Origin of the sequence: Arthrobacter sp. UC242_113 (genome assembly GCF_044054585.1) — a bacterium.
Classification (GTDB): domain Bacteria; phylum Actinomycetota; class Actinomycetes; order Actinomycetales; family Micrococcaceae; genus Arthrobacter.
The window spans coordinates 503,366-523,961 of record NZ_CP171968.1; the positions used below are offsets into that span (position 1 = coordinate 503,366).

At 68.0% G+C, this 20,596-nt stretch carries 15 protein-coding genes and 2 pseudogenes; 8 read left to right on the forward strand and 9 right to left on the reverse strand.

Annotated features, from left to right (window positions below):
* Positions 1–39: 39 nt before the first annotated feature.
* Entirely contained in the window at positions 40–552 is a 513-nt protein-coding gene (locus ACHMXB_RS02330) for a metallopeptidase family protein (protein ID WP_395402434.1), read from the reverse strand.
* Positions 553–674: 122 nt separating this feature from the next.
* Here ACHMXB_RS02330 and ACHMXB_RS02335 point away from each other — a divergent pair, with 122 nt between their 5' ends.
* The 4 genes and pseudogenes from ACHMXB_RS02335 to ACHMXB_RS02350 all read left to right on the forward strand — a co-directional run bounded on the left by ACHMXB_RS02335 (position 675) and on the right by ACHMXB_RS02350 (position 4,343).
* Positions 675–1,058: a DUF3499 domain-containing protein gene (locus ACHMXB_RS02335; RefSeq protein WP_102970687.1), complete on the forward strand. Its 384-nt coding sequence runs from the start codon at positions 675–677 to the stop codon at positions 1,056–1,058.
* Between the two features lie 92 nt (positions 1,059–1,150).
* Positions 1,151–1,390, forward strand: a complete 240-nt coding sequence (locus ACHMXB_RS02340) for a Trm112 family protein (RefSeq protein WP_111904130.1) — start codon at positions 1,151–1,153, stop codon at positions 1,388–1,390.
* A gap of 52 nt (positions 1,391–1,442) precedes the next feature.
* On the forward strand, positions 1,443–2,924 hold the full coding sequence (ahcY, locus tag ACHMXB_RS02345) for an adenosylhomocysteinase (RefSeq protein ID WP_395402436.1): 1,482 nt from the start codon (positions 1,443–1,445) through the stop codon (positions 2,922–2,924).
* A gap of 187 nt (positions 2,925–3,111) precedes the next feature.
* Positions 3,112–4,343 (forward strand): annotated as a pseudogene (locus ACHMXB_RS02350) (Ig-like domain-containing protein).
* 24 nt (positions 4,344–4,367) lie between these two features.
* Here the strand turns inward: ACHMXB_RS02350 and ACHMXB_RS02355 are convergent.
* Positions 4,368–5,180: an RDD family protein gene (locus tag ACHMXB_RS02355; protein WP_395402438.1), complete on the reverse strand. Its 813-nt coding sequence runs from the start codon at positions 5,178–5,180 to the stop codon at positions 4,368–4,370.
* A 70-nt stretch (positions 5,181–5,250) separates the two neighbouring features.
* Here ACHMXB_RS02355 and ACHMXB_RS02360 point away from each other — a divergent pair, with 70 nt between their 5' ends.
* Together ACHMXB_RS02360 and ACHMXB_RS02365 are read left to right on the forward strand one after the other, a co-directional pair.
* A complete protein-coding gene (locus ACHMXB_RS02360) occupies positions 5,251–6,243 on the forward strand; it encodes a stage II sporulation protein M (RefSeq protein ID WP_395402440.1) in 993 nt (330 codons plus the stop codon).
* A 155-nt stretch (positions 6,244–6,398) separates the two neighbouring features.
* Positions 6,399–7,634: a TIGR01906 family membrane protein gene (locus ACHMXB_RS02365; RefSeq protein WP_395402442.1), complete on the forward strand. Its 1,236-nt coding sequence runs from the start codon at positions 6,399–6,401 to the stop codon at positions 7,632–7,634.
* A 24-nt stretch (positions 7,635–7,658) separates the two neighbouring features.
* On the opposite strand, the gene ACHMXB_RS02370 is transcribed toward ACHMXB_RS02365, so the two are convergent.
* Genes ACHMXB_RS02370 through ACHMXB_RS02380 form a run of 3 tightly spaced genes read right to left on the reverse strand, consistent with a single transcriptional unit; the run spans position 7,659 to position 10,844 of the window.
* Positions 7,659–8,912 carry an AMP-binding protein gene (locus tag ACHMXB_RS02370; RefSeq protein ID WP_395405079.1) on the reverse strand — a complete coding sequence of 418 codons (1,254 nt, stop codon included), beginning with the start codon at positions 8,910–8,912 and terminating at the stop codon, positions 7,659–7,661.
* Complete coding sequence (locus tag ACHMXB_RS02375; protein WP_395402443.1) at positions 8,795–9,082, reverse strand: hypothetical protein; 288 nt, start codon at positions 9,080–9,082, stop codon at positions 8,795–8,797. The genes ACHMXB_RS02370 and ACHMXB_RS02375 overlap by 118 nt, the downstream gene beginning before the upstream one ends.
* A 55-nt stretch (positions 9,083–9,137) precedes the next feature.
* Positions 9,138–10,844, reverse strand: coding sequence for a dolichyl-phosphate-mannose--protein mannosyltransferase (locus ACHMXB_RS02380; RefSeq protein ID WP_395402445.1), 1,707 nt, complete (start codon positions 10,842–10,844; stop codon positions 9,138–9,140).
* Between the two features lie 194 nt (positions 10,845–11,038).
* Between ACHMXB_RS02380 and rsmI the strand changes: the two genes are divergently transcribed.
* Together rsmI and ACHMXB_RS02390 are read left to right on the forward strand one after the other, a co-directional pair.
* Positions 11,039–11,860 (forward strand): 16S rRNA (cytidine(1402)-2'-O)-methyltransferase, encoded by an 822-nt coding sequence (rsmI, locus tag ACHMXB_RS02385; protein ID WP_395405081.1) that lies wholly within the window; start codon positions 11,039–11,041, stop codon positions 11,858–11,860.
* A gap of 209 nt (positions 11,861–12,069) precedes the next feature.
* Positions 12,070–13,569 carry an NAD-dependent succinate-semialdehyde dehydrogenase gene (locus ACHMXB_RS02390; RefSeq protein ID WP_395402447.1) on the forward strand — a complete coding sequence of 500 codons (1,500 nt, stop codon included), beginning with the start codon at positions 12,070–12,072 and terminating at the stop codon, positions 13,567–13,569.
* A 111-nt stretch (positions 13,570–13,680) separates the two neighbouring features.
* Here the strand turns inward: ACHMXB_RS02390 and ACHMXB_RS02395 are convergent, their stop codons facing one another.
* The 4 genes and pseudogenes from ACHMXB_RS02395 to ACHMXB_RS02410 form a co-directional block, all read right to left on the reverse strand.
* Complete coding sequence (locus ACHMXB_RS02395) at positions 13,681–15,090, reverse strand: MFS transporter (protein WP_395402449.1); 1,410 nt, start codon at positions 15,088–15,090, stop codon at positions 13,681–13,683.
* Positions 15,091–15,338: 248 nt separating this feature from the next.
* Positions 15,339–17,950 (reverse strand): annotated as a pseudogene (locus ACHMXB_RS02400) (transglutaminaseTgpA domain-containing protein).
* Positions 17,947–19,371 carry a DUF58 domain-containing protein gene (locus ACHMXB_RS02405; protein ID WP_395402451.1) on the reverse strand — a complete coding sequence of 475 codons (1,425 nt, stop codon included), beginning with the start codon at positions 19,369–19,371 and terminating at the stop codon, positions 17,947–17,949. Before ACHMXB_RS02405 ends, ACHMXB_RS02400 begins: the two are co-directional and overlap by 4 nt.
* 14 nt (positions 19,372–19,385) lie before the next feature.
* Positions 19,386–20,498, reverse strand: a complete 1,113-nt coding sequence (locus ACHMXB_RS02410) for an AAA family ATPase (RefSeq protein WP_395402453.1) — start codon at positions 20,496–20,498, stop codon at positions 19,386–19,388.
* Positions 20,499–20,596: the final 98 nt, after the last annotated feature.

Genomic DNA, 20,596 nt, shown 5'->3' on the forward strand with positions numbered 1-20,596 from the left:
TGGAACCCGCGGTGGGCTGGAACTGGTGGTGCCTGGCCTTTAGTAGCGGCGGCGGTAGACCGGGTCCAGTGTTTCCGGAGCGACCCCCAGCATTTCGGCGGTGTGCTCCACCACCACATCATGCACCAGGTCCTGGAGTTCCTCCTTGACGGGGCAGGCCTGCTCCACCACGCGGCGGTACAGCGTGATGATGGGGCCTTCGTCCTCGGTGGCGGGGGTGTAGCAGCCCAGGGGAGCGGGCGAGCCGTCGGCCAGCAGCTGTTCCAGGTTGGGCGGGATCTCGTCGACGGCGAACCGGACGCCGTCGAGCGGCTTGCCCCAGATGTCATGGAGCCGCTGGGCGGAGTCCATGACGAGCTCATCAAACCGGTCCGAGCGGCTCCGGTAGCCAGGGAGCGTGGGCAGCAGCAGTTCGCCCCGGAGGCCGCGGCCGTGCCGGTTGCGCCGGCGTTGCGTGAAGCTCCGGCCGGCGGGAGCGCCGTCGGCGTCCCGGGGCGCTTCCGGGTCAGCCAACCGGACCGTGAAACCCGAAGAATGGTGCGATGACTGCATATACAGACTTTAGACCCGCCGAATGATTTGTGCGACATAACCGGACCGGAGCCGCGCTGCCGTGGCGCGGGCCGTTCGTCAATGTCGGGAAATCTGCCTGAGGCGGAGTATTCTGTGTTTTCGTGGGTGCAATACGTCAGTGTTCCAGGTCAGCCTGCCGCCAGTCTGCGGTGGCAACTTTGACGTACGTCTACGCGGACTCCACCGCCGTCCTCGGCCCGCTGGCAACCTATGCGGAGCCGCACTGCTACGACCTTTGCGAGCAGCACGCCAATTCACTCACCGTCCCGCGCGGCTGGGAAGTGCTCCGCCTCGCGATGCCCTCGCAGCCACCCCAGCCCGGTCCGGATGACCTCCTCGCCCTGGCGGACGCTGTCCGTGAGGCTGCGTCCCGGCCCGCGTCCCCGGCCCCGGGGCAGCGCGCCGCCCACTCGGCGCTGGAAGCGCCCGCCGCAACCGAAGGCACCCGCCGCGGCCACCTGCGCGTCCTGCGCGAACCGTCCTAGGCTGCACCGGCCGTCCCCATACCGAACTGGCGGTAGGCTGGAAGCTGAAATCCGTCAGCCACAGCGCTTGTGCCCAGCAGGGAGCATCCACCATGCCAAAGATCAGTCCTGAACTGTTGTCCGTTCTGCGGTGCCCGGTCACCGGATCGGCTCTGACCCAGGAGGGCGAGGAACTCGTCTCAACGTCGGCGGCGGAGAGCGGCGAACGGCTGCGGTACGCCATCGAAGACGGCATTCCGCTGCTGCTTCCCCCGGAGCTCCGCGCCGCAGCCACGGCCGCCCGGTCAGACCAGCACGACGCCGGCCCGGCAGCGGCCGCCCCCACCGCCTAACACCCAGCCAGCACCGCAGAAGGCTAGACGCCGGATACAGCAAAGGATTCCCATGACGTTCGATTACAAGGTTGCCGACATCTCCCTGGCCGAGGCCGGGCGCCACCAGATCCGCCTCGCCGAGCACGAGATGCCGGGACTCATGTCGCTGCGCAAGGAATTCGGGGCGAGCCAGCCGCTCAAGGGCGCGCGGATCGCCGGGTCGCTGCACATGACCGTGCAGACCGCAGTGCTCATCGAGACGCTCACGGCCCTCGGTGCCGAGGTCCGCTGGGCCTCCTGCAACATCTTCTCCACCCAGGATGAGGCTGCGGCCGCCGTCGTCGTCGGCACCGGCACGGTGGAGAGCCCACAAGGCGTTCCCGTGTTTGCCTGGAAGGGCGAAACGCTGGAGGAATACTGGTGGACCGCCGAGCAGATCCTCACCTGGCCCGGCGCTGACACGAACCCCGAGCTGGGTCCGAACATGATTCTCGACGACGGCGGCGACGCCACGCTGCTGCTGCACCGCGGCGTGGAGTTTGAGGCAGCCGGCGCCGTTCCGGCCGCCGCCGCCAACGACCCCGAAGAATACGGGATCGTCCTTGACGTCCTGCGCCGGACGCTGGCCGAGGACCCGAAGAAGTGGACCCGGCTCGCCGCCGGCATCCACGGCGTCAGCGAGGAAACCACCACGGGCGTGCACCGCCTCTACCAGCTCGCCGAACAGGGCAAGCTGCTCTTCCCGGCCATCAACGTCAACGACTCCGTGACGAAGAGCAAGTTCGACAACAAGTACGGCATCCGTCACTCCCTGCCGGACGGCCTCAACCGGGCCACCGATGTCCTCATGGGCGGCAAGGTCGCCGTCGTCTGCGGTTACGGCGACGTCGGCAAGGGTGCCGCCGAGGCCCTCCGCGGCCAGGGCGCCCGCGTGATCGTCACCGAAATCGACCCCATCTGCGCACTGCAGGCCGCCATGGACGGCTACCAGGTGGCCAAGCTGGAGAGCGTGCTGGACCAGGGCGACATCTTCATCACCACGACGGGCAACAAGGACGTCATCATGGCCGAGCACATGGCCGGCATGAAGAACAAGGCCATCGTGGGCAACATCGGGCACTTCGACAACGAGATCGACATGGCCGGCCTCGCCCGGATCCCCGGCATCCGGAAGGTCGAGATCAAGCCCCAGGTCCACGAATGGGTCTTCGGCGGCGACGCGGCGGATAGCACCCGGTCCATTATCGTCCTGTCCGAAGGGCGTCTGCTGAACCTGGGCAACGCCACCGGCCACCCGTCGTTCGTCATGAGCAACTCCTTCGCCAACCAAACCATCGCCCAGATCGAGCTGTTCACCAAGAAGGACCAGCCCGAAGGCGAGCGGGAATACGAAAACCAGGTCTACGTGCTGCCCAAGATCCTGGACGAGAAGGTGGCGCGCCTGCACCTCGGTGCCCTGGGTGTTGAGCTGACCGAGCTCTCCAAGGACCAGGCCGAGTACCTCGACGTGGACGTGGCCGGCCCGTTCAAGCCGGAGCGCTACCGCTACTAAAAGTGGCCCGCCACGGCGCACAGCAGTGCGCCGTGGCCGCCGCAGTGCGTCATGGCTACCCGGCGCGCCGTGGGTCTCCGCGTCAGGGGCAGCGCCGCCGTGCGATAAAATCGACTGGTCAGCGTTGCCGCTGGGCACCCGGACGGATGCCGACCGGCAGCCCGGTGGGACACGGAGAAAACCAGTCATGACGGAAAAGAACAACCGCAAAACCGGCAAGATCATCGCCGTCGTCGCTATTTGCGCTGCGGTTGCCGCCGGCGGAATCGGCGTGGCCACCGCTCCTGGCTGGGCCAACCCCGCGCCCCAATCCGAGGCCTCCAACCCCGTTCGCAACGAGCCAGGCCTGGCCACCCCCGTGGTCGAGGCCGTGGAACTGGGTGTGACACCGCTGGATGGCGCCAAAGGCGTAAATCCGGCGGTGGCGCCCTCCGTCAAGGCGGTGAACGGCCGCGTCCAGGACATTGTGCTGGTGCCCGCCGCCGGGGGAGAGGCCGTCAAGGGCACTGTCAGCGCCGACGGCACCACCTGGACCGCCGTGGACCCGCTGCTCTTCAACACGCCCTACAACTACAGCTACACCATCGTGGACGAGGCCGGCCGCGAAACCAAGAAGGCCCAGACCTTCACCACCGTGGAGCCCGCCAATGAGGCGGACGCCGCCGTGTACCCGGAGAACGGCTCCACGGTTGGCGCAGGGCAGCCCATCGACATCGTGTTCAGCGAACCCGTCACCAACAAGGCGGCGGTTGAAAAGGCCGTCAAGATCACCGTCTCCTCCAAGCAGCCCGTCGCCTGGCACTGGTACTCGGACCAGAAGGTGCGCATCCGCCCCGAGAAGTTCTGGGCATCCAACAGCCAGGTCACCGTGGACATGAAGCTGTTCGGAGTGGACTTCGGCAACGGCATGATCGGCAACTTCGACGCCAAGGTGCAGTTCAAGGTGGGTCAGCAGCGCCTGGCAGTGGTGGACGACAACACCAAAACCATGAAGGTCTACTTCGACGGCAAGCTCGTCAGGACCGCACCCGTCACCCTGGGCGGTTCCGACTGGCTTTCCCGTCCGGCTACGCCGTGATCATGGAGCAGGAACGGAATTCCAAGTTCAACGCCGGGAGCATCGGCCTGAAGCCGGGCGACAAGGGGTACTATCCGCCGCTGACCGTGGAGTACGCCAACAGGCTCACGTCCTCCGGCGTCTATGTCCATCAGGCGCTCGAATCCGCATGGGGCTACGTGGGCGTATCCAACGTCTCCCACGGCTGTGTCGGGCTGCTGCCCGAGGACGCTGCCTGGTTCTTCAACAACATGAAGTCCGGCGACGTCGTCCAGGTCCTGAACACCGGCGCCGCGCCCGTGGAGCCGCTCGAGGGCTACGGCGACTGGAACATTCCCTGGGCCCAGTACGCCAAACGCTAGGCGCAGTACGCGCTACGCCAAACGCTAGGCGTCCCGCGACGCCGTAAACGGCAGCCGGTGGAGCCGTTCCCCGATCCTGTTGCTTTCCGTGCGTGCCGCGCCCAAACGGCGGAGTTCGCGGATGCGGCGTTCGGCCAGGACCGCCGCCAGGTAGTCGTCGGGAGTGGTCCCCGGCGGCGGCGACGGTGCCACATACCCGGACACTTCGGTGGCGAGGGCCGCAGCCATGCCGCTGCGCGACAGTTGCGACATCCGCGGCGCCTGACGCATGAACTGCGCGGCACGCCGTCCCAGGGCGTCCGGGATCCGGCCGATGTCCGCCGCTTCAGCCCAGGCGGCCAGGTGCCGCGGAGTGACGGGGACGATCGAGGGTTCCACCGGTACCCGGCGCCGCAGCGAGTAGGTGCCCGCCACAATGTCGCCCAGCCGGCGGGACCTGCCGTCGAAGAGGGCGACGGCGATGGCCACACCGCCGAAGGTCAGGTAGATCTCCAGGAAGCCGATCAGCGCCCTGATGACCGCGTGGCGGAAACGGATGGCCCCGCCGTCGTCACGCACTATCCTCAGCCCCGCCGCCAGTTTCCCCAGCGACAGGCCACGGGTCAGGGTCTCCACCGTTGCGGGGAGAACGACGAAACACAGCACCACGCTGACCAGGGTGAGGGCCCCGGCTGCCGCCTCGTCCAGTTCATCCCGCGCGGCGCCCATTGCCATGAGTATTGCTATCAGCAGCGCGGAATGCACCACGACGTCGAGCAGCAGGCCGAGGGAGCGGGCAGCGAAGGACGCCGGACGGAGTTCAAGGACGACTGCCTCGCCTGTGATGAGTGGACTCAATTCCTGCCCCGTACGTCGTTCCGGCCACCGGTCGCCTAAAGTCTAGTTCGCCACAGACTAGGGTAGGAGCGTGGACATGGACGCCTTCTCCGCCGTCAACTCTGACACGTGGTCGCGGCTGCATCACCTTGCGCACCAGCGGCGCCTGAGCGGTGCCGACGCCGATGAACTGCTGCGCCTGTACCAGGTGACCTCCGCCCATCTCTCCCTGCTGCGTTCCACCGGGCCGGAAAGCGGCCTGTCCGCGTCCCTCTCTGCCTCCTTGGCGCAGGCGCGCACCCGCTTCACCGGGGCACGGTCGAACTTCTTGGAGGACCTGGGGCAGTTCTTCGTGCTGGCCCTCCCGGCCGCGCTGTACCGGATCCGCTGGCTGACCGTGGCCTGCGGCGCCGCATTCTGCCTGGTTGGCTGCGCCTTCGCCCTGTGGATTGGCACTACACCCGAAGCCCTGCGTGCGGTTGCCACGGAAGCGGAAGTCCAGCGGTACGTGGAGCAGGACTTCATTGACTACTACTCGGAGAACCCGGCGGCGTCCTTTGCCGGAGCCGTCTGGACCAACAACGCGTGGATTAGTGCCCAGGCCGTGGCCCTGGGCATCACCGGCTTCTGGGTGCCCATGATCCTGTTCACCAACGCCCAGGGGGTGGGGGTGGCCGCCGGGATGTTCGCCGCGGTGGGAAAGACGGACGTGTTCTTCAGTTACATCCTGCCGCACGGGCTCATGGAACTGACAGCGGTATTCGTGGCCTGCGCGGCCGGGCTGAGAATCTTTTGGGCAATGGTGTCGCCGGGCACCAGGACCCGTTCCCGCGCCGTCGCAGCAGAGGGCCGGTCCATGATCACGGTGGCGCTTGGCCTGGTCCTGGTGCTGTTTGTGTCAGGCCTCGTGGAGGGTTTCGTTACGCCCAGCCCTTTGCCGGTGTGGGCGAAGATCAGTATCGGCGCGGCTGTGCTGGCGGCATACTGGTGGTATGTGCTGGTCTGCGGGGGACGGGCTTACCGCGCCGGCGCGCGCGGCGACTTGGGCAGCCAGGACGCCGGCTCTGCAGAACTTGCAGCCTGATTATTACCGTCGGCTGATTATTCCTGCCGCGGCGGGGTGGCACATCGCGGTGCCGGAGCGGCTGACGGTAGGCTCTTGAGCAGATACAAAGCGCTACCCGGCCCCGGGATTCCCGGTCGCCTCGGAGCGTGGACGCCTACGGAAGTGAAGCTGCAGTGAAAGACAATACTCCGACCCCGTCCGGACGCCTTGATCCGCGGCTGGATCCGGCGGCAAACCCCGCGCTGGATCCCGCGGAGGACACGGACGAGCCGGCGTTTGACTGGATGAAGCCCGCGCCTGCAGCACGCGCCGCCGAGGAGGAGGGCGCCGCCGGTCCTGCCGCGGCCCAGCCGGAAAGCCGTGCCGACCGGAAGGCGGCGGAGGCGGCCGCCGCCGAAGGTGCAGGGACAGACCACGCGGAAGCGGGCCGGGACTCTGTGGCAGGACACGCCGCTGCGACAGACCGGAAGACAGAGTTCCGCCAGCCGTCTCCGGCCGGTTCCTCCGCCATGGGCACCCACTACAGCGAGCCCCTTCCCACTTCCGCCCTGCAGGTACGTCCTCCGCAGGAGGAAGTGGAGCGCCGCAACGCCGAGCGGGAGCAGGCAGCCAGGGCCAAACCGGTGCTGCCCCGGTTCCTCCAGGTACTGCTGGCCATTTTCTATCCCGTCATCCTGCTGGTCCTGGCCGTGCGCGCCGTGACCAGCCCGCTCTTCCTCTGGGTGGAGTACCACCGGCCCGGTTTCCCCGGGGACGGCTACGGCTTCAACGCCGATGACCGCATGACCTATGGCTCCTACGCGGTGGACTACCTGAGCAACTGGTCCGGTCCGCGCTACCTGGGCGAACTGGTTAACCGCAGCGGTGAAAAGCTGTTCAAGGACGGCGAGGTCAGCCACATGGCCGACGTGAAGCTCGTCTTCCTGTCCGCGTTCGGGGCCGGGGCACTGCTGATCCTGCTCAGCATCATCGCCATCATCTACCTGCGGCGGCGCACGCCCGGCGGAGTGCGCCGGGGGCTGTTCGCCGGCTCCATTGTGACGCTGGTGCTCATCATCGGCCTGGGAACCCTCGCCGCCCTCGGCTGGCAGCAGTTCTTCACCGAGTTCCACCGCATCTTCTTCGCCGCCGGCTCCTGGACCTTCGCGCTTGAGGATACGCTGATCCGGCTCTTCCCCGGGCAGTTCTGGATCGACGCAGGCTTGGTCATCGCCGCGCTTGTCCTCATCACAGCGGTGGTGACGCTGATTCTGACCTGGCCCACCCGCAGGCGCCGCGGGCTGGCTCCGGCCAGGAAGGGCCGCAAGGGCAACGATGCTGAGGACGATACAGGGGGTAGCGACGTGAAGGACGACGACGGCGCCGATGAGGCTCCGCGGACAGGCAACGTCCGTCCCGTGAACCTGTAGCGGCCTTTCAGCAGGTACGGCTGTTCAGCCGTACAGCTCCTCGATTTCCGCTTCATAGTCTTTGACGACGGCGGCCCTCTTGAGTTTGAGGGATGGTGTCAGGTGCCCGGACTCCACGGTGAAGGCTGCATCCAGGATCCGGAACTTCCGGATGGATTCGGCCTTGGACACGAGGCTGTTGGCTTGGTCCACCGCTGCCTGGATGGCATCGCGCACTGCGGCGTCCGTGCAGGCTTCCGCGGCGCTGAGCAGCGGAACGCTGCGCGCCGTGCACCAGTGTTCGAGGCCCTCGGGGTCGAGGTTGACCAGGGCAGAAATGAACGGCTTCCCGTCACCCACCACCACGGCGTGGCCCACGAGCTGGTGTTCGCGGATCTTCTCCTCGAGCGGGGCAGGCGCCACGTTTTTGCCGGCGGCCGTGACCAGCAGTTCCTTCTTGCGGCCCGTGATGGGGCTCGCGCCGGAAACGGTACTCCATGTTGCCACCGAACACCTGGCGCAGCCGGGGATACACGAGACGGTCGAACAGTGCGTGCTGCGACCGCAGCATGGCGCCCGGCCCGCTGCCCTTCCCGCGCCGGGCGGCACCCAAGGCCGCCGAGTAGCGGACCGCAACCCCCGCGGCGGCACTGAAGAGCCGTGACTTCCCGGCATCCCTCGCCGTCTGCTCTGCCCAGAGTCACCCCCGGCGGTGAGGCACACCACCTGGACGGCGCGGGCCAGCACGTGGGCCAGCGGCAGTAACATCAGTGTCCTGGCGTCCTCCCGCTGCAGCAGCTCGGGGAGGGCGGCCACGATGTTCCAGGCAACGAGGGCGAAGTTTCCGTGCATGATCTCGCAGCCCTTGGGCTTGCCGGTGGTGCCGGATGTGTAGACGAGGGACTCCACATCGTGCAATTCGGCTGCCGAGCGGTGCCGCTCCAGTTCGGCGTCCGTCACCCCGGCCCCTGCGGCGGCAAGGCTGGCAAGGTTGGGGGCCTCGCCGTCGTAATCCATCCGGACCACAGGCACCAGGCGGCCGGTTAGGACGCTGGAGGCGGACAGGACCTGGCCCAGGAGCGCCGCCTTCCCGCGGTCTTCGACGAAGACCCGGCCCGCGCCGGAGTCGGACAGGATCCACTCCACCTGGCTCGCCGAGGAGGCTTCGTATATGGGCACGGTCACGCCGCCGGCGAACCAGATGGCGAAGTCCACCAGCGTCCATTCGTAGCGGGTGGCAGAGAGGACGGCGACTGTGTCCCCGGGGGCCAGGCCGCCGGCAATGAGGCCTTTGGCCAGGGCTGGACCTGGTCAAGTAAGTGCCCGGCGATGATGTTCCGCCAGCCGCTGGCGTCACGGCGGGCGTAGACAGCCTGCGAAGGGTTGTGCCGGTAGCTGTCCAGGAGCAGGTCGGTGACGTTGCTGCTGGCCTCCAGTGCAACCATCAGTTCCGTGCTTGCTTCCCTCACAGGCGGGTTTCCATTCCGTTGATGATCACGTCCGGACTCCGCCTGCAATCGTGCCTCAGATCCAGGAAGGCATCCACATTCTGAGCCGCCAGTCCTGGTACGTGATCATTTCGGCGGTCCAGACCGGGTAGAAGAAGGAGGAGATCAGGACCGCGGCCACAATGAAAAGGGCCACGCCATACAGCCCCGAACGCCGGCGCCACGGTGGGTCGGTGGTTTTCCCCAGTACCAGGCCCAGGCAATACACAAGCGCCAGGACCAGGAAGGGTTCGAAGGACACCGCGTAGAAGAAGAACATGGTGCGTTCCGGGTACATGAACCACGGCAGGTACCCGGAGCCGACGGCGGCCAGCACGGCCCCGGCCCGCCAGTCGCGCCTGCCCGCCCACCAGAACAGCAGGATGACGAGTGCTATGGCGGAGCTCCACCAGATCAGCGGGTTGCCGACGGACAGGATGGCCGAGGTGCAGTTGGCGAAATCGCAGCCGGGGGTGCCCTGCTTGGGGGACTCGTAGAAGAACGAGGTGGGCCTGCCCATCACCAGCCAGCTCCAGGCGCTCGCCTCATAGGGGTGCTCGGAGCTGAGCCCTTGGTGGAACTTGTAGGCCTCGAGGTGGTAGTGCGCCAGGGAACGAACGGCGTCCGGCAGCCAGCCCCATTCCGCGCTGGGGTTCGTCTCGGCCCACCGCCGGTAGTAGGCATCCGTGGACCGGAACCATCCCGTCCAGCTGGCGGCGTAGGTCACGGCGGCAACGGGCACAATGCTGACGAAGGCCGGGAGCCCGTCCTTGATGATTCCGGCGCTGATCCAGCCGCGGATGCCGGCGGTCCGTCGGGCGCTCAGGTCCCAGAACACCGTCAGGAGCCCGAAGCCGGCCACGAAAAACAGCGCCGACCACTTGGTGCCGACTGCCAGGCCCAGGCAGATGCCGGCCGCGATCCGCCACCAGCGGACACCCAGCCAGGGGCCGGACAGCAGCTGGAGGGTGGATGGCCTGCCGGTGGGGGAGGCCGCCGCCTGCCTGGCGAGCCTGGCCGCCAGGCGCCGCCGGCCGTCGTCGCGGTCCAGCAACAGGGCGCCGAACGCCGCCAGGACCCAGAACATCAGGAAGATGTCCAGCAGCGACGTGCGTGACATGACCAGGTGGTGCCCGTCGACGGCGAGCAGCAGCCCGGCTGCGCCGCCGAGGACCAGGGAGCCGAAAAGCTTCTGGGCTATCAGCGCGGTTAGCGCCACGGACAGGGTGCCGGTCAGCGCCGCGGCGAATCGCCAGCCAAAGGGGTTGTCGGCCCCGAAGAGCCACATGCCTGCGGCGATCATCCACTTGCCCACGGGCGGGTGCACGACGTATTCGGGCGTGTTCAACAGCACGTTGGGGTTGCCGGCCACGAACGCGTCGTTGGCCTTGTCCGGCCAGCTCCGCTCGTAGCCGCTCACCAGCAGCGAGTAGCCGTCCTTGACGTAGTACGTCTCGTCAAACACGAGGCTTCGGGGGGCATCCAGCCGGACGAACCTCAGGACGCCGCCCACGGCGGCCGTCAGGGCGGGAACCAGCCAGAACCAGAGCCGCAGCGACGGCGGGTAGTCCCGCCAGGTGCGGATGCCGCCGATCAGGCGCCGGGTGAGGGCGTCTGCCGTGAAGGCCTCCGAGGGGCGGCTGATCCAGCGCTTCCCGAGCAGGCCACGTTCTGCCGTGGCGGGTGCGGAAGCCGGGGTAATCGGTGGTTCGGCCCCGTCAGGCCGCACGGAGGTCTGCGTCACGAGCCCATGCTACCGTTCGCGGCTTGAAGAACGCCGGACGGCAGTAGGCTGGATCCGTGGACCATGAAGCGAGCACCGCCCCTGACAGCAGTTCCGGCCCCGCCAGCAATTCAGAGGCGGCCGCCAGTTCAGACCCGGACGCCGGGACGGCCGGCAGAAGGGAGCAGGACCTCCGCAGCGGCGGTCCGGGACGGATCGTCCTGGCGGCAACACCCATCGGCAACGTGGGCGACGCTTCCGCCCGGCTCGTGGAACTGCTGGCGACGGCGGACATCGTGGCTGCCGAGGACACCCGTCGGCTGCACCGCCTGGTGCAAAGCCTGAACGTCACCGTGAGTGGGCGGATCATCAGCTACCACGAGCACAACGAGGCCACCAAGACCGCGGAACTCCTCGAACATGTCCGCTCCGGAAAAACCCTCATTATGGTCACCGATGCCGGCATGCCCGCAGTCTCCGACCCCGGCTTCCGGCTGGTCGAAGGCGCCGTGGCGGCGGGCCTCACCGTCACGGCCGTCCCCGGGCCGTCGGCCGTCCTCACCGCCCTGGCCCTGTCCGGCCTGCCCACCGACAGGTTCTGTTTCGAAGGGTTCCTGCCGCGGAAGGCCGGCGAACGCTCCGCCCGCCTGGCGGATCTCGACGCCGAACGCCGCACCATGGTCTTCTTCGAGGCGCCGCACCGGCTTGAGGTGATGCTGCGGGCGTTGCACGAGCGCTTCGGCCCGGACCGGCGCGCCGCGGTCTGCCGGGAACTCACCAAGACCTACGAGGAGGTCCTCCGCGGCTCGCTCCGGGAGATGCTGCAGTGGGCGGAGGCCAATGAGGTGCGCGGCGAGATCGCCGTGGTGGTGGCAGGTGCGCCGGAGCGCGCGCCCGGCTCGCCGGAGGACGGCGTCGCCGCCGTCAATGACCTCGTGGCCAAGGGTGTCCGGCTCAAGGAAGCCGTCGCTGCCGTCGCCGAAGAAACCCGCGTGAGCAAGCGGGAACTTTACTCCGCCGTCCTCGCGGCGCGGTGACATCCCCCTCTGCTGAGCCCGCCGGGCCCGCTGTGCAGCTGCACAACGGATGACGGGACTGGCAGTGCGCCGATGCGTAGACACTGCCGAGACGCGGGCAGTACCGTGGCTTTTAATCCAGCCAAGCATGCAGCGGGCGGCAGGCGGCGGCACGCCGTGTGCAGGAGCTGCACATAACCGGCAATCCGATTGCTGACGAGGGAGTCACCGTGTCTGTTACTACACAGTCCACTGCCACCGCAGAACGCGAAAGCGAATTGCTCGCGTCTGTTCCCACCGGCCTGCTCATCAACGGCGAGTGGCGTCCCGCGGCGTCGGGCAAGACATTCGACGTCGAGGATCCCGCCACCGGGAAGGTGTTGCTGAGCATCGCAGACGCCGGTGCCGAGGACGGCGCCGCTGCACTGGACGCGGCCGCCGCTGCCCAGGAGTCCTGGGCCAAGGTCCCGGCCCGGGAGCGCGGCGAGATCCTGCGCCGGGCCTTTGACCTGGTCACCGAGCGGGCCGAGGACTTCGCGCTGCTGATGACCCTGGAAATGGGCAAGCCGCTGGCCGAAGCCCGCGGCGAGGTCACCTACGGCGCCGAGTTCCTGCGCTGGTTCTCCGAGGAAGCCGTCCGCGCCTTCGGCCGCTACTCCGTCTCCCCGGACGGCAAGTCCCGCCTGCTGGTGACCAAGAAGCCGGTGGGCCCCTGCCTGCTGATCACACCGTGGAACTTCCCCCTGGCCATGGCCACCCGCAAGATCGCCCCCGCCGTCGCCGCCGGCTGCACCATGGTGCTGAAGTCCGCGAACCTCACTCCGCTGACCTCACAGCTGTTCGCCGCCGTCATGCAGGAGGCCGGCCTGCCCGCGGGCGTCCTGAACGTCATCCCCACTTCCACCGCCGGAGCCACGACGGGTCCGCTGATCAAGGATCAGCGCCTGCGCAAGCTCTCCTTCACCGGCTCCACCGAGGTGGGCCGCCGCCTGCTGTCCGACGCCTCCGAAACGGTCCTGCGGACCTCGATGGAGCTCGGCGGCAACGCCCCGTTCGTGGTGTTCGAGGACGCCGACGTCGATGCCGCCGTCGCCGGCGCCATGCTGGCCAAGCTGCGGAACATGGGCGAGGCCTGCACCGCTGCGAACCGCTTCATCGTGCACGAGTCCGTCGCCGACGAGTTCGCGGAGAAGTTCGCCGCGAAGATGAAGGACATGACCACCGCCCGTGGCACCGAGCCCGAGTCCAAGGTGGGCCCGCTGATCGACGCGAAGAGCCGGGACAAGGTCCACGAACTGGTCACCGATGCGGTCTCCGCGGGTGCCGTGACTGTGGTGGGCGGTGCCCCCGTGGACGGTCCGGGCTACTTCTACCAGCCCACCATCCTCAAGGGCGTCACCGAGGGAACCCGTATCCTGTCCGAGGAGATCTTCGGCCCGGTCGCCCCGATCATCACGTTCTCCTCCGAGGACGAGGCCGTGCGCCTGGCCAACAACACCGAATACGGGCTGGTGGCCTACGTCTTCACGAAGGACCTCAACCGCGGCATCCGGATGGGCGAGCGGCTAGAGACCGGGATGCTGGGCCTGAACGCCGGTGTCGTCTCCAACGCCGCGGCACCCTTCGGCGGCGTCAAGCAGTCCGGCCTGGGCCGTGAGGGCGGGCTCGAGGGCATCGAGGAATACCTCTACACCCAGTACATCGGCATCGCCGACCCCTACGCCGGCTAACAAGCCGGGCACCGGATACAAAGCAACGCTCCGAGCGCAACAACAAAACGCACTGGCCCGCAGGAACCTGCGTGCCAGTGCGTTTTTGCGACGGGTAGATTGCCGCGGCGTTTAGCGGGCTGCGGCCCGGACGCTCGCGTACTCCTCGCGGGAGACCGGGGTGGCATCCGGCGATCCCAGCTCGCTGAGCGGAATCCGGTGCGTCTCCCTGGCGGACCAGGCCGCAATGGCCCCGATGACCGTGATGCCGAAGCAGATGGACCCGACGGTGAGCGGAACGTTTGCCGAACCCGGGGGAGCGACCACCGCGAAGAGGCTCGGCAGGAAGGACGTGATCAGGAGCCCGATGTTCTGCGAGATGGCGAACCCGGTGACCCGCGTCCGGGAGGGGAAGAGCTCCTGGAAGAAGCTGGCGAAGGTGGCGTTCCAAACCTGGTACAGCGTTCCCCACATCAGGATTGCGAGGACGATGGTCAGCGGCACGTTGTTCTGGCTGACCGCATACAGGTACCCGTAGGCCAGTGCGCCGGAGCCCAGCGACCCGACGATCATCAGGGGCCGCCGTCCGAAGCGGTCCGAAAGATCCCCGAACCAGGGGATGAGGGCCAGCGCGACGACGTTGGCCAGCACCGGGATCCAGAGGTAGACCGTGGTGCTCATGCCGATGCCGTACCCCGGCTGCGTGGCGTAGGCTGCACCGAAGACCGCCACGGTGACGCCCACAACGTTGACCAGCGTCATGCAGACCGCCCGCACGACGTTCAGCCCGCTTTCCCGCAGCACCTGGACCACCGGCATCTTGGGCACGTCCCGGTGCGCCTTCTCCTCCACGAAGACGGGCGTCTCCTCGACCCGGCGGCGGATGATGTAGCCGGCGAACACCACCAGGGCGCTGAGGACGAACGGGATGCGCCAGCCCCAGGCGTGGAAGTCCTCAGCGGACAGCACGGCCGAGAGCGGAAGGAAGACGGCGGCGGCGATGATCTGTCCGGCCTGGGTGCCCTGGAGGGCGAAGCTTGCATAGAAGCCTCGGCGGCCGAACGGTGCGTGTTCCACAATCATGGCGCTGGCCCCGCTCAGCTCCCCGGCCACGGCAAACCCCTGGATGAGACGAAGGACCAGCAGCAGGGCCGGGGCCAGGATGCCCACCTGGTCGTAGGTGGGCAACAGGGCGACCGCGAAGGTAGAGGCCCCCATCAGCAGCATGGCCAGGACCAGCACGTTTTTGCGGCCGTGCTTGTCGCCCCACTGGCCGAGGACGAAGGCTCCGATCGGGCGGGCGACGTATCCCACGGCGTATGTGCCGAGCGAGGCGATCAGTGCGACGGTCGGGTTTCCGGCGGGGAAGAAGACGGTAGGAAAGACCAGGGCAGCGGCCTGGGCGTAGATGAACCAGTCGTAGTACTCAAGGGCGCTGCCCACCCAGCCGCTGGCGGCCGCCTTCCTGGTGCTGCTCGACCGGCGCGCACCGGAATGTTGCGGTTCAGCCGAAGTCCGCAGCTTATGTGTGTCGCTCTTCATGTCGTCCTCCTTTGGACAATCGTGTGCTCCGCCGAAGCAACCCCGTCGCTGGGTGCCGGATCAGGCAGAAAGGTTGCGCTCGCGTCGCCAAGGCCGCCACGGTCCGCAGGCATTTTGCATCGGTGCGACTTCTTGGAAGGCTTGGAATGCGCTTTCCCGTTTCTCAAAGATAAGGTGGTGCCGGTCACATGTCAAACGTTGGGGCTGTCGGCGGGCAGGCCGCGGGCACTCAGCCTTTTCGCCGGCGGCTAGCCTGCGCGCAGGCGGCGGAGGCCGCTCCGGGTTCTGCGCCACAGCGCCGAGGCGGCGTGTCCCACCCGGGACGCCGCTAGGCCCAGGACGCCGAAAGGCCATAGGGCCACGGATCCCCAGCGGGACAGGACCGACGGCGGCAGCCAGTCGGCGCGGAGGCGGCCGACGATGCCGGCATTGCGGCGCAGCGCCTGCCGCACTTGGCCGATGTGTTCGATGGCGGTTTCCTCGGTAAGGCCGTGGCGCGTGGTGTCCTGGCCCGCGGGCCGGCCGTACTGATGCCGTTCGTAGGCATCCGTCAGTGCCGTCACTGCATGGACAGTTTGGGCATGGAAAGTCCCGGCGGCGTGCCCGGGTCCGTTGCGGGTGTCTGCTCCGTTGCCGGTGTGTGCTGCGCTGCCCGTGTCCGGTGCGCCGCCCGTATCTGGTGTGCCGACGGGGCCTGATGCGGTCCGCAGGCGCATGGCCAGGCAGCCGCGCAGCCGGGCCGAGAATGTCCGCGGAGTCTCACTGGGCTCAGGGCGCACGCCGTAGTCAGTGGCCAGGTCCTGGAGTTCGGACCAGACGAGCGGCGGCTCGGCCGGGCGGTTCCTGCCGGTACCGGTTCCCCTCAGGCGCCGTGCCCGGATGCCTCCCGCACCAGGCGGGGTGAGGCTGCCAGGAGGACCAGCAGCAGAACCCCGGCCGCGGTGTAGAGGGCGGGCGCCAGCTGGTTCCCGGCTTCGGCCGTTCCGCTCCCCGGAAGGGGGAGGGGGGCAGGTGCCGGCGCCGACGACGGTGCTGTGGCGCCGCTGCTAGGCACCAGGCCGTCATTGTTTTGTTCGTTGGTGCTGGTTCCGCCGGATGCCGAGGAGTCCTGCGCATAGGCCGGCACCACGCCCCGTGAGGGAGTGGGCTCGAACGGGACCCAGCCGAGGCCCTGGAAGTACAGCTCGGGCCAGGCATGGGCGTCCCGGGCGTCGACTTCGTACTCCGGGAGTGCTCCCTGGCCGGCGACGGACACCGTGGCGCCGGTCTGCCTGCCCGGCGCGTAGCCGACTGCGATCCTGCTCGGGATGCCCTCAAGCCGGGCCATCACGGCCATGGCCGAGGCGAAGTGGATGCAGTAGCCGCTCTTCTGGGTCAAGAAGTCCGCCAGGACAGACAGCCCATTTCCGTCATACCCGTTCTGGACGGGCGACTCCAGGGAATAGGTGAAGCCCGGGCCGCGCAGGAACCTTTGGATCGCCATAGCCTTGGCATACGCGGTTCGGCTGTCCGCGGTAACGGACTCGGCGGTAGTGCGGACGATGTCCGGAACATTGGACGGCGGCCGGATGAACTCCTCCGGCACGCCCTGGACGGGAGCGGAGGACGCATCCAGCAGCTCCGTAGTCAGCTTCGGCACCGTGGACTGCACCAGGTACTGCTGGTCCCGGGAGTTGGTGTCGGTGCCTTTGATGCTCAGGGTTGCAGGATCCCAGCTCCACCGCCCGGTCAGCCCGTTCACGGATTCGGGGGCGTACGGTACGGGAAGGTAGGGGCTGGTGAAATCGCCGGTGTTGACCACCGTCACCTGCCGGGTCTGTTCGGGTGCCAGGATCTCGTGTCCCGCGTCCATCCGTCCGGTGCCTGCCCGGCGGTTCGCGTTGCGGTCGTCCGGGGACCAGGACTCGCCGTCGAACCGGTCCACAGTGACCGAGCGCAAGTACAGCGGCGTGGTGGAGTTGGTGGCGTAGGTGATCCTCCCCTCGCCCGTCGGGGTGCGCAGGCTGTTGCCCAGGCTGATCATGGGGTTCAGCCCTGTGGCGGTACCCCAGGGGTTCAGCCGGGAGCCTTGGGGGAACGTGCCCTGGTCGAAGCCGGGAACCACCATCTGCAGCAGCAGCGTGACCACCAGCGCCACGCCTCCGGTCAGCGCGGCCCGCCTGACCTGGCCCGGGTTGCGGGCCGTGTCCGCCTGCGTCCGGGCATCGGGGGCAAACCACTGGCTGCACGCGAGGATCACCAGGTAGCCGGCCGCCGTTGTCACGAATCCCAGCCACCCGACGCTCTGCGGTTTGATCATGGCCGGAACCACCAGCACCGCCAGCAGGCCAAGTCCGCTCGTGGCCGGCATGCCCAAAGGGAGGGCCAGCGCATCCACGAGGATGACGACGAGTCCGAGCGCGGCGCAGGTCACCAGGACGATGCCGGCATTGGGTGCTACCGGCGAACTCTCGGCCAGCACCGTTTCGCTCGCCCGGCGAAGGTGCCTGCCCAGCGCGTCGAAGGTTGCCTGCGACGGGAGGAACCCCGCGATGCTGTCGCGCCGGAAGAAGGTGAACGTCAGGATGAATGCCAGGGAGGCAAGGCCTCCCGCGGCCACCAGCAAGGGCTGGGCCCGGAACGTGCGGAGCAGGGCCATGGTCAGCGAGACCACCACTACCGTGGTCAGGACAGGCAGGAACCACGCCCAGCCCCGCAGGACCCCGTTGAGGGACAGCGACGCGCCGCATACGGACACCGCCACTGCGCCGGCCATGACCCAGGGAAAAGCACCGGCCCCGAACCTTCCGCTGCCGGGGGAGCCCGGAACGGGCTGCGGCTGTACTCCGGTTCCCGCCTGCGGTTGTGATGTCAGTGTCATCGCCCCACCTCCGCCCCGCGGCGGACGTCCGCCGCAGCCGTCCACATGGCGGCATCGCCCTCGTCGAAATACGTCCAGGCGGCCGGCAGCGACGTGGACGCCTCGACGGCGACAGCGCGCCAGCCGCCGAAGCGCAGAGCCTCGAGCAGATCGTGGCACTCCGCGGGTTTGTCCGTGATCAGCACCGCAAACGCGTTGGCGGCGTAGCCGGCCGCGGGTGCGAGGGCCCGGGCCTCCGCGAGCGAGATCTTCCCGAGGAGCGCCAGGACGGGGCCGCGCATCCGGTGGGCCGCGAGCTTGTCCATAAGCCGGTCGTCAAAGACGGACTGGGCGGAATCGGCACTGCCTGCATGCTCGCGGCGCCCTGTGTCGTGTTCCCTGCGCGCGTGGTGCGGGCCGGTCAGTTGGATCGCGGCGAGGCTTTCGGCGATGGACTGGATTCCGGCCGCGCCGCTGTACAGGTCGTTGTCAGGCTCCGGGGCCGAGGACGAACGCTGGAAGGCAGGCTCACCCGCGGCGTCCAGGAACCGAAGGGAGTAGTTGAGTTCGGCGAGGTGGGCGCCCACGGACATGGCCGCCGTAACAGCCCACTCAAACGTGTCGCTGGTGACGAGGTCGCTTCCGTCGTCGGCCGGGCTGCCGAACACCGAGCCGTAGCCCGAGGAATGGGCCACGAACCGGTGGTCCAGGATCACCGTGGCCTCGGGGGTGGTGACCGATTCCTCCTGCCGGACCATCAGGGCGCCGTGCCGGGCGGTGGCCGGCCAGTGCACCCGGCGCATCGGATCCCCGTGCCGGTACTCGCGCGTCATGACGTCGTCGTCGCTGGGATTGGCCCTCGTCCGGGTGGCCGTAATGCCGTCGTTGCCGCGGGCGCCCGCAAGGCCGGTGGACGGGAGTTCGACGGCCGCCGGCGTAACGGTGAGGGTGTCGCCGTCGTCGATCGAATGCCTGTGCAGTGACAGCCCGAACGGATCCGTAAACTCGGCGGTGACGGGCCCGATGGTGAACTGTCCCCGCTTTCCGGACCGCAGATGGTACTCATAGCGGCTGGTGCCGCCCGAGGCGGACCTGGCGGGGAAGCGGAAGGCCGGGGAATCACCGAACCGTGGCGGCAGCCGCTCCTCCATGATGACCCGGCCTGTGCCCAGCCCGGTCCGGGCGACGGCAAGCCGGACCGTCGTGACGGAGTCTGTCTCCACCGTGGAAGGGCTGAACTCCCGGTACACCCGGAACCGCGGTTTGACCACCCTGATGCCAGCCAGCGAAACGAGCGGAAGGACAAGCAGCAGGACGCCGAGGGCCAGGAGGTCGCGGCGGCCCAGGACCTGGGCACAGAGCAGCGAGACGACGCCGGCCGCCAGGAGTCCCCAGCCCCGGGAGCTGAAGAGATGTCGCGGAAGGCTGTCCAGCAGTGCCACGGTGATGGTCCTGACTAGCGGCTGGGGCGGAGTTCGGGTGCGGTGGTCCGCCCGGAGTTTGCCTTCTCCGTCATCTCCCGGCTCACGGGGATCCGGGCAAGGACGCCCCGGATCACGCCCTGTGGGGTCTCACCCGAGCTTGCGGCCTTGCGGTCCAGGATGATCCGGTGGGCCAGCACCGCCTCGGCAACGGCCACGACGTCATCCGGCAGCACGAAATCCCGGCCGTCCAGCGCCGCCGTCGCCTTCGCGGCCCGGAGCAGCTGCAGCAGTGAGCGCGGGCTCGCGCCCAGGCGCAGCATGGCGCTGTCCCTCGTGGCCCGGCCGACCGCCACGGTGTACTCCTTGACGGCTTCGGAAACGAACACTTGTTGGACCGTGGCGATCATGGCAGCCACATCCGCTGCCGTGACGACCGCCTTGACCCGGGCAAGCGGCGATGTGGCCTGGTGGGTCTCGAGCATTTCGATCTCGGAGTCCTTGTCCGGGTAGCCCATGGAGATCCGGGCCATGAAGCGGTCCCGCTGGGCCTCGGGGAGCGGGTACGTTCCCTCCATCTCGATGGGGTTCTGGGTGGCCACCACCATGAACGGCTCGCCGAGCTTGTAGGAGTGTCCGTCCACCGTGACCTGGTGCTCCTCCATGCATTCGAGCAGGGCAGACTGCGTCTTGGCGGAGGCCCGGTTGATCTCGTCGCCAATGACGATGTTCGCGAACACGGCGCCGGGGCGGAACTCGAACTGCCGTGAGGACTGGTTGTAAATGGAGACGCCGGTGACATCCGAGGGGAGAAGGTCGGGTGTGAACTGGATCCGGCTGACGGAACAGTCGATGGTGCGGGCCAGGGTCTTGGCCAGCAGCGTCTTGCCCACCCCGGGGACATCCTCCAGGAGCAGGTGGCCCTGGGCGAGCAGGACAGTCAGCGCCAGCTTTGCGGCCTCGGCCTTGCCGTCGATGACTGTATTGATGGCCGAGAGGATGCGTTCGCTCGCGGCGCGGAATGCCGGAGCTTCCAGGGGAACAGACTTGTGGCCGTTGTAGGAATTGACGCCGCGCGCAGTACTTTCCGTGAAGCCCTGTCCGCCCGGAAGTGCTTCGTCGATTGTGATGCGTCGGTGCGGTTCCATCGGCAACCTTTCAGCCCAGTGTGAAGCGGAACGAAGCGGCGGAGGCCTGCCGTTGCCCGCGTTGGGCGCTCACATCCGTCCATACCAGCGTACTAACA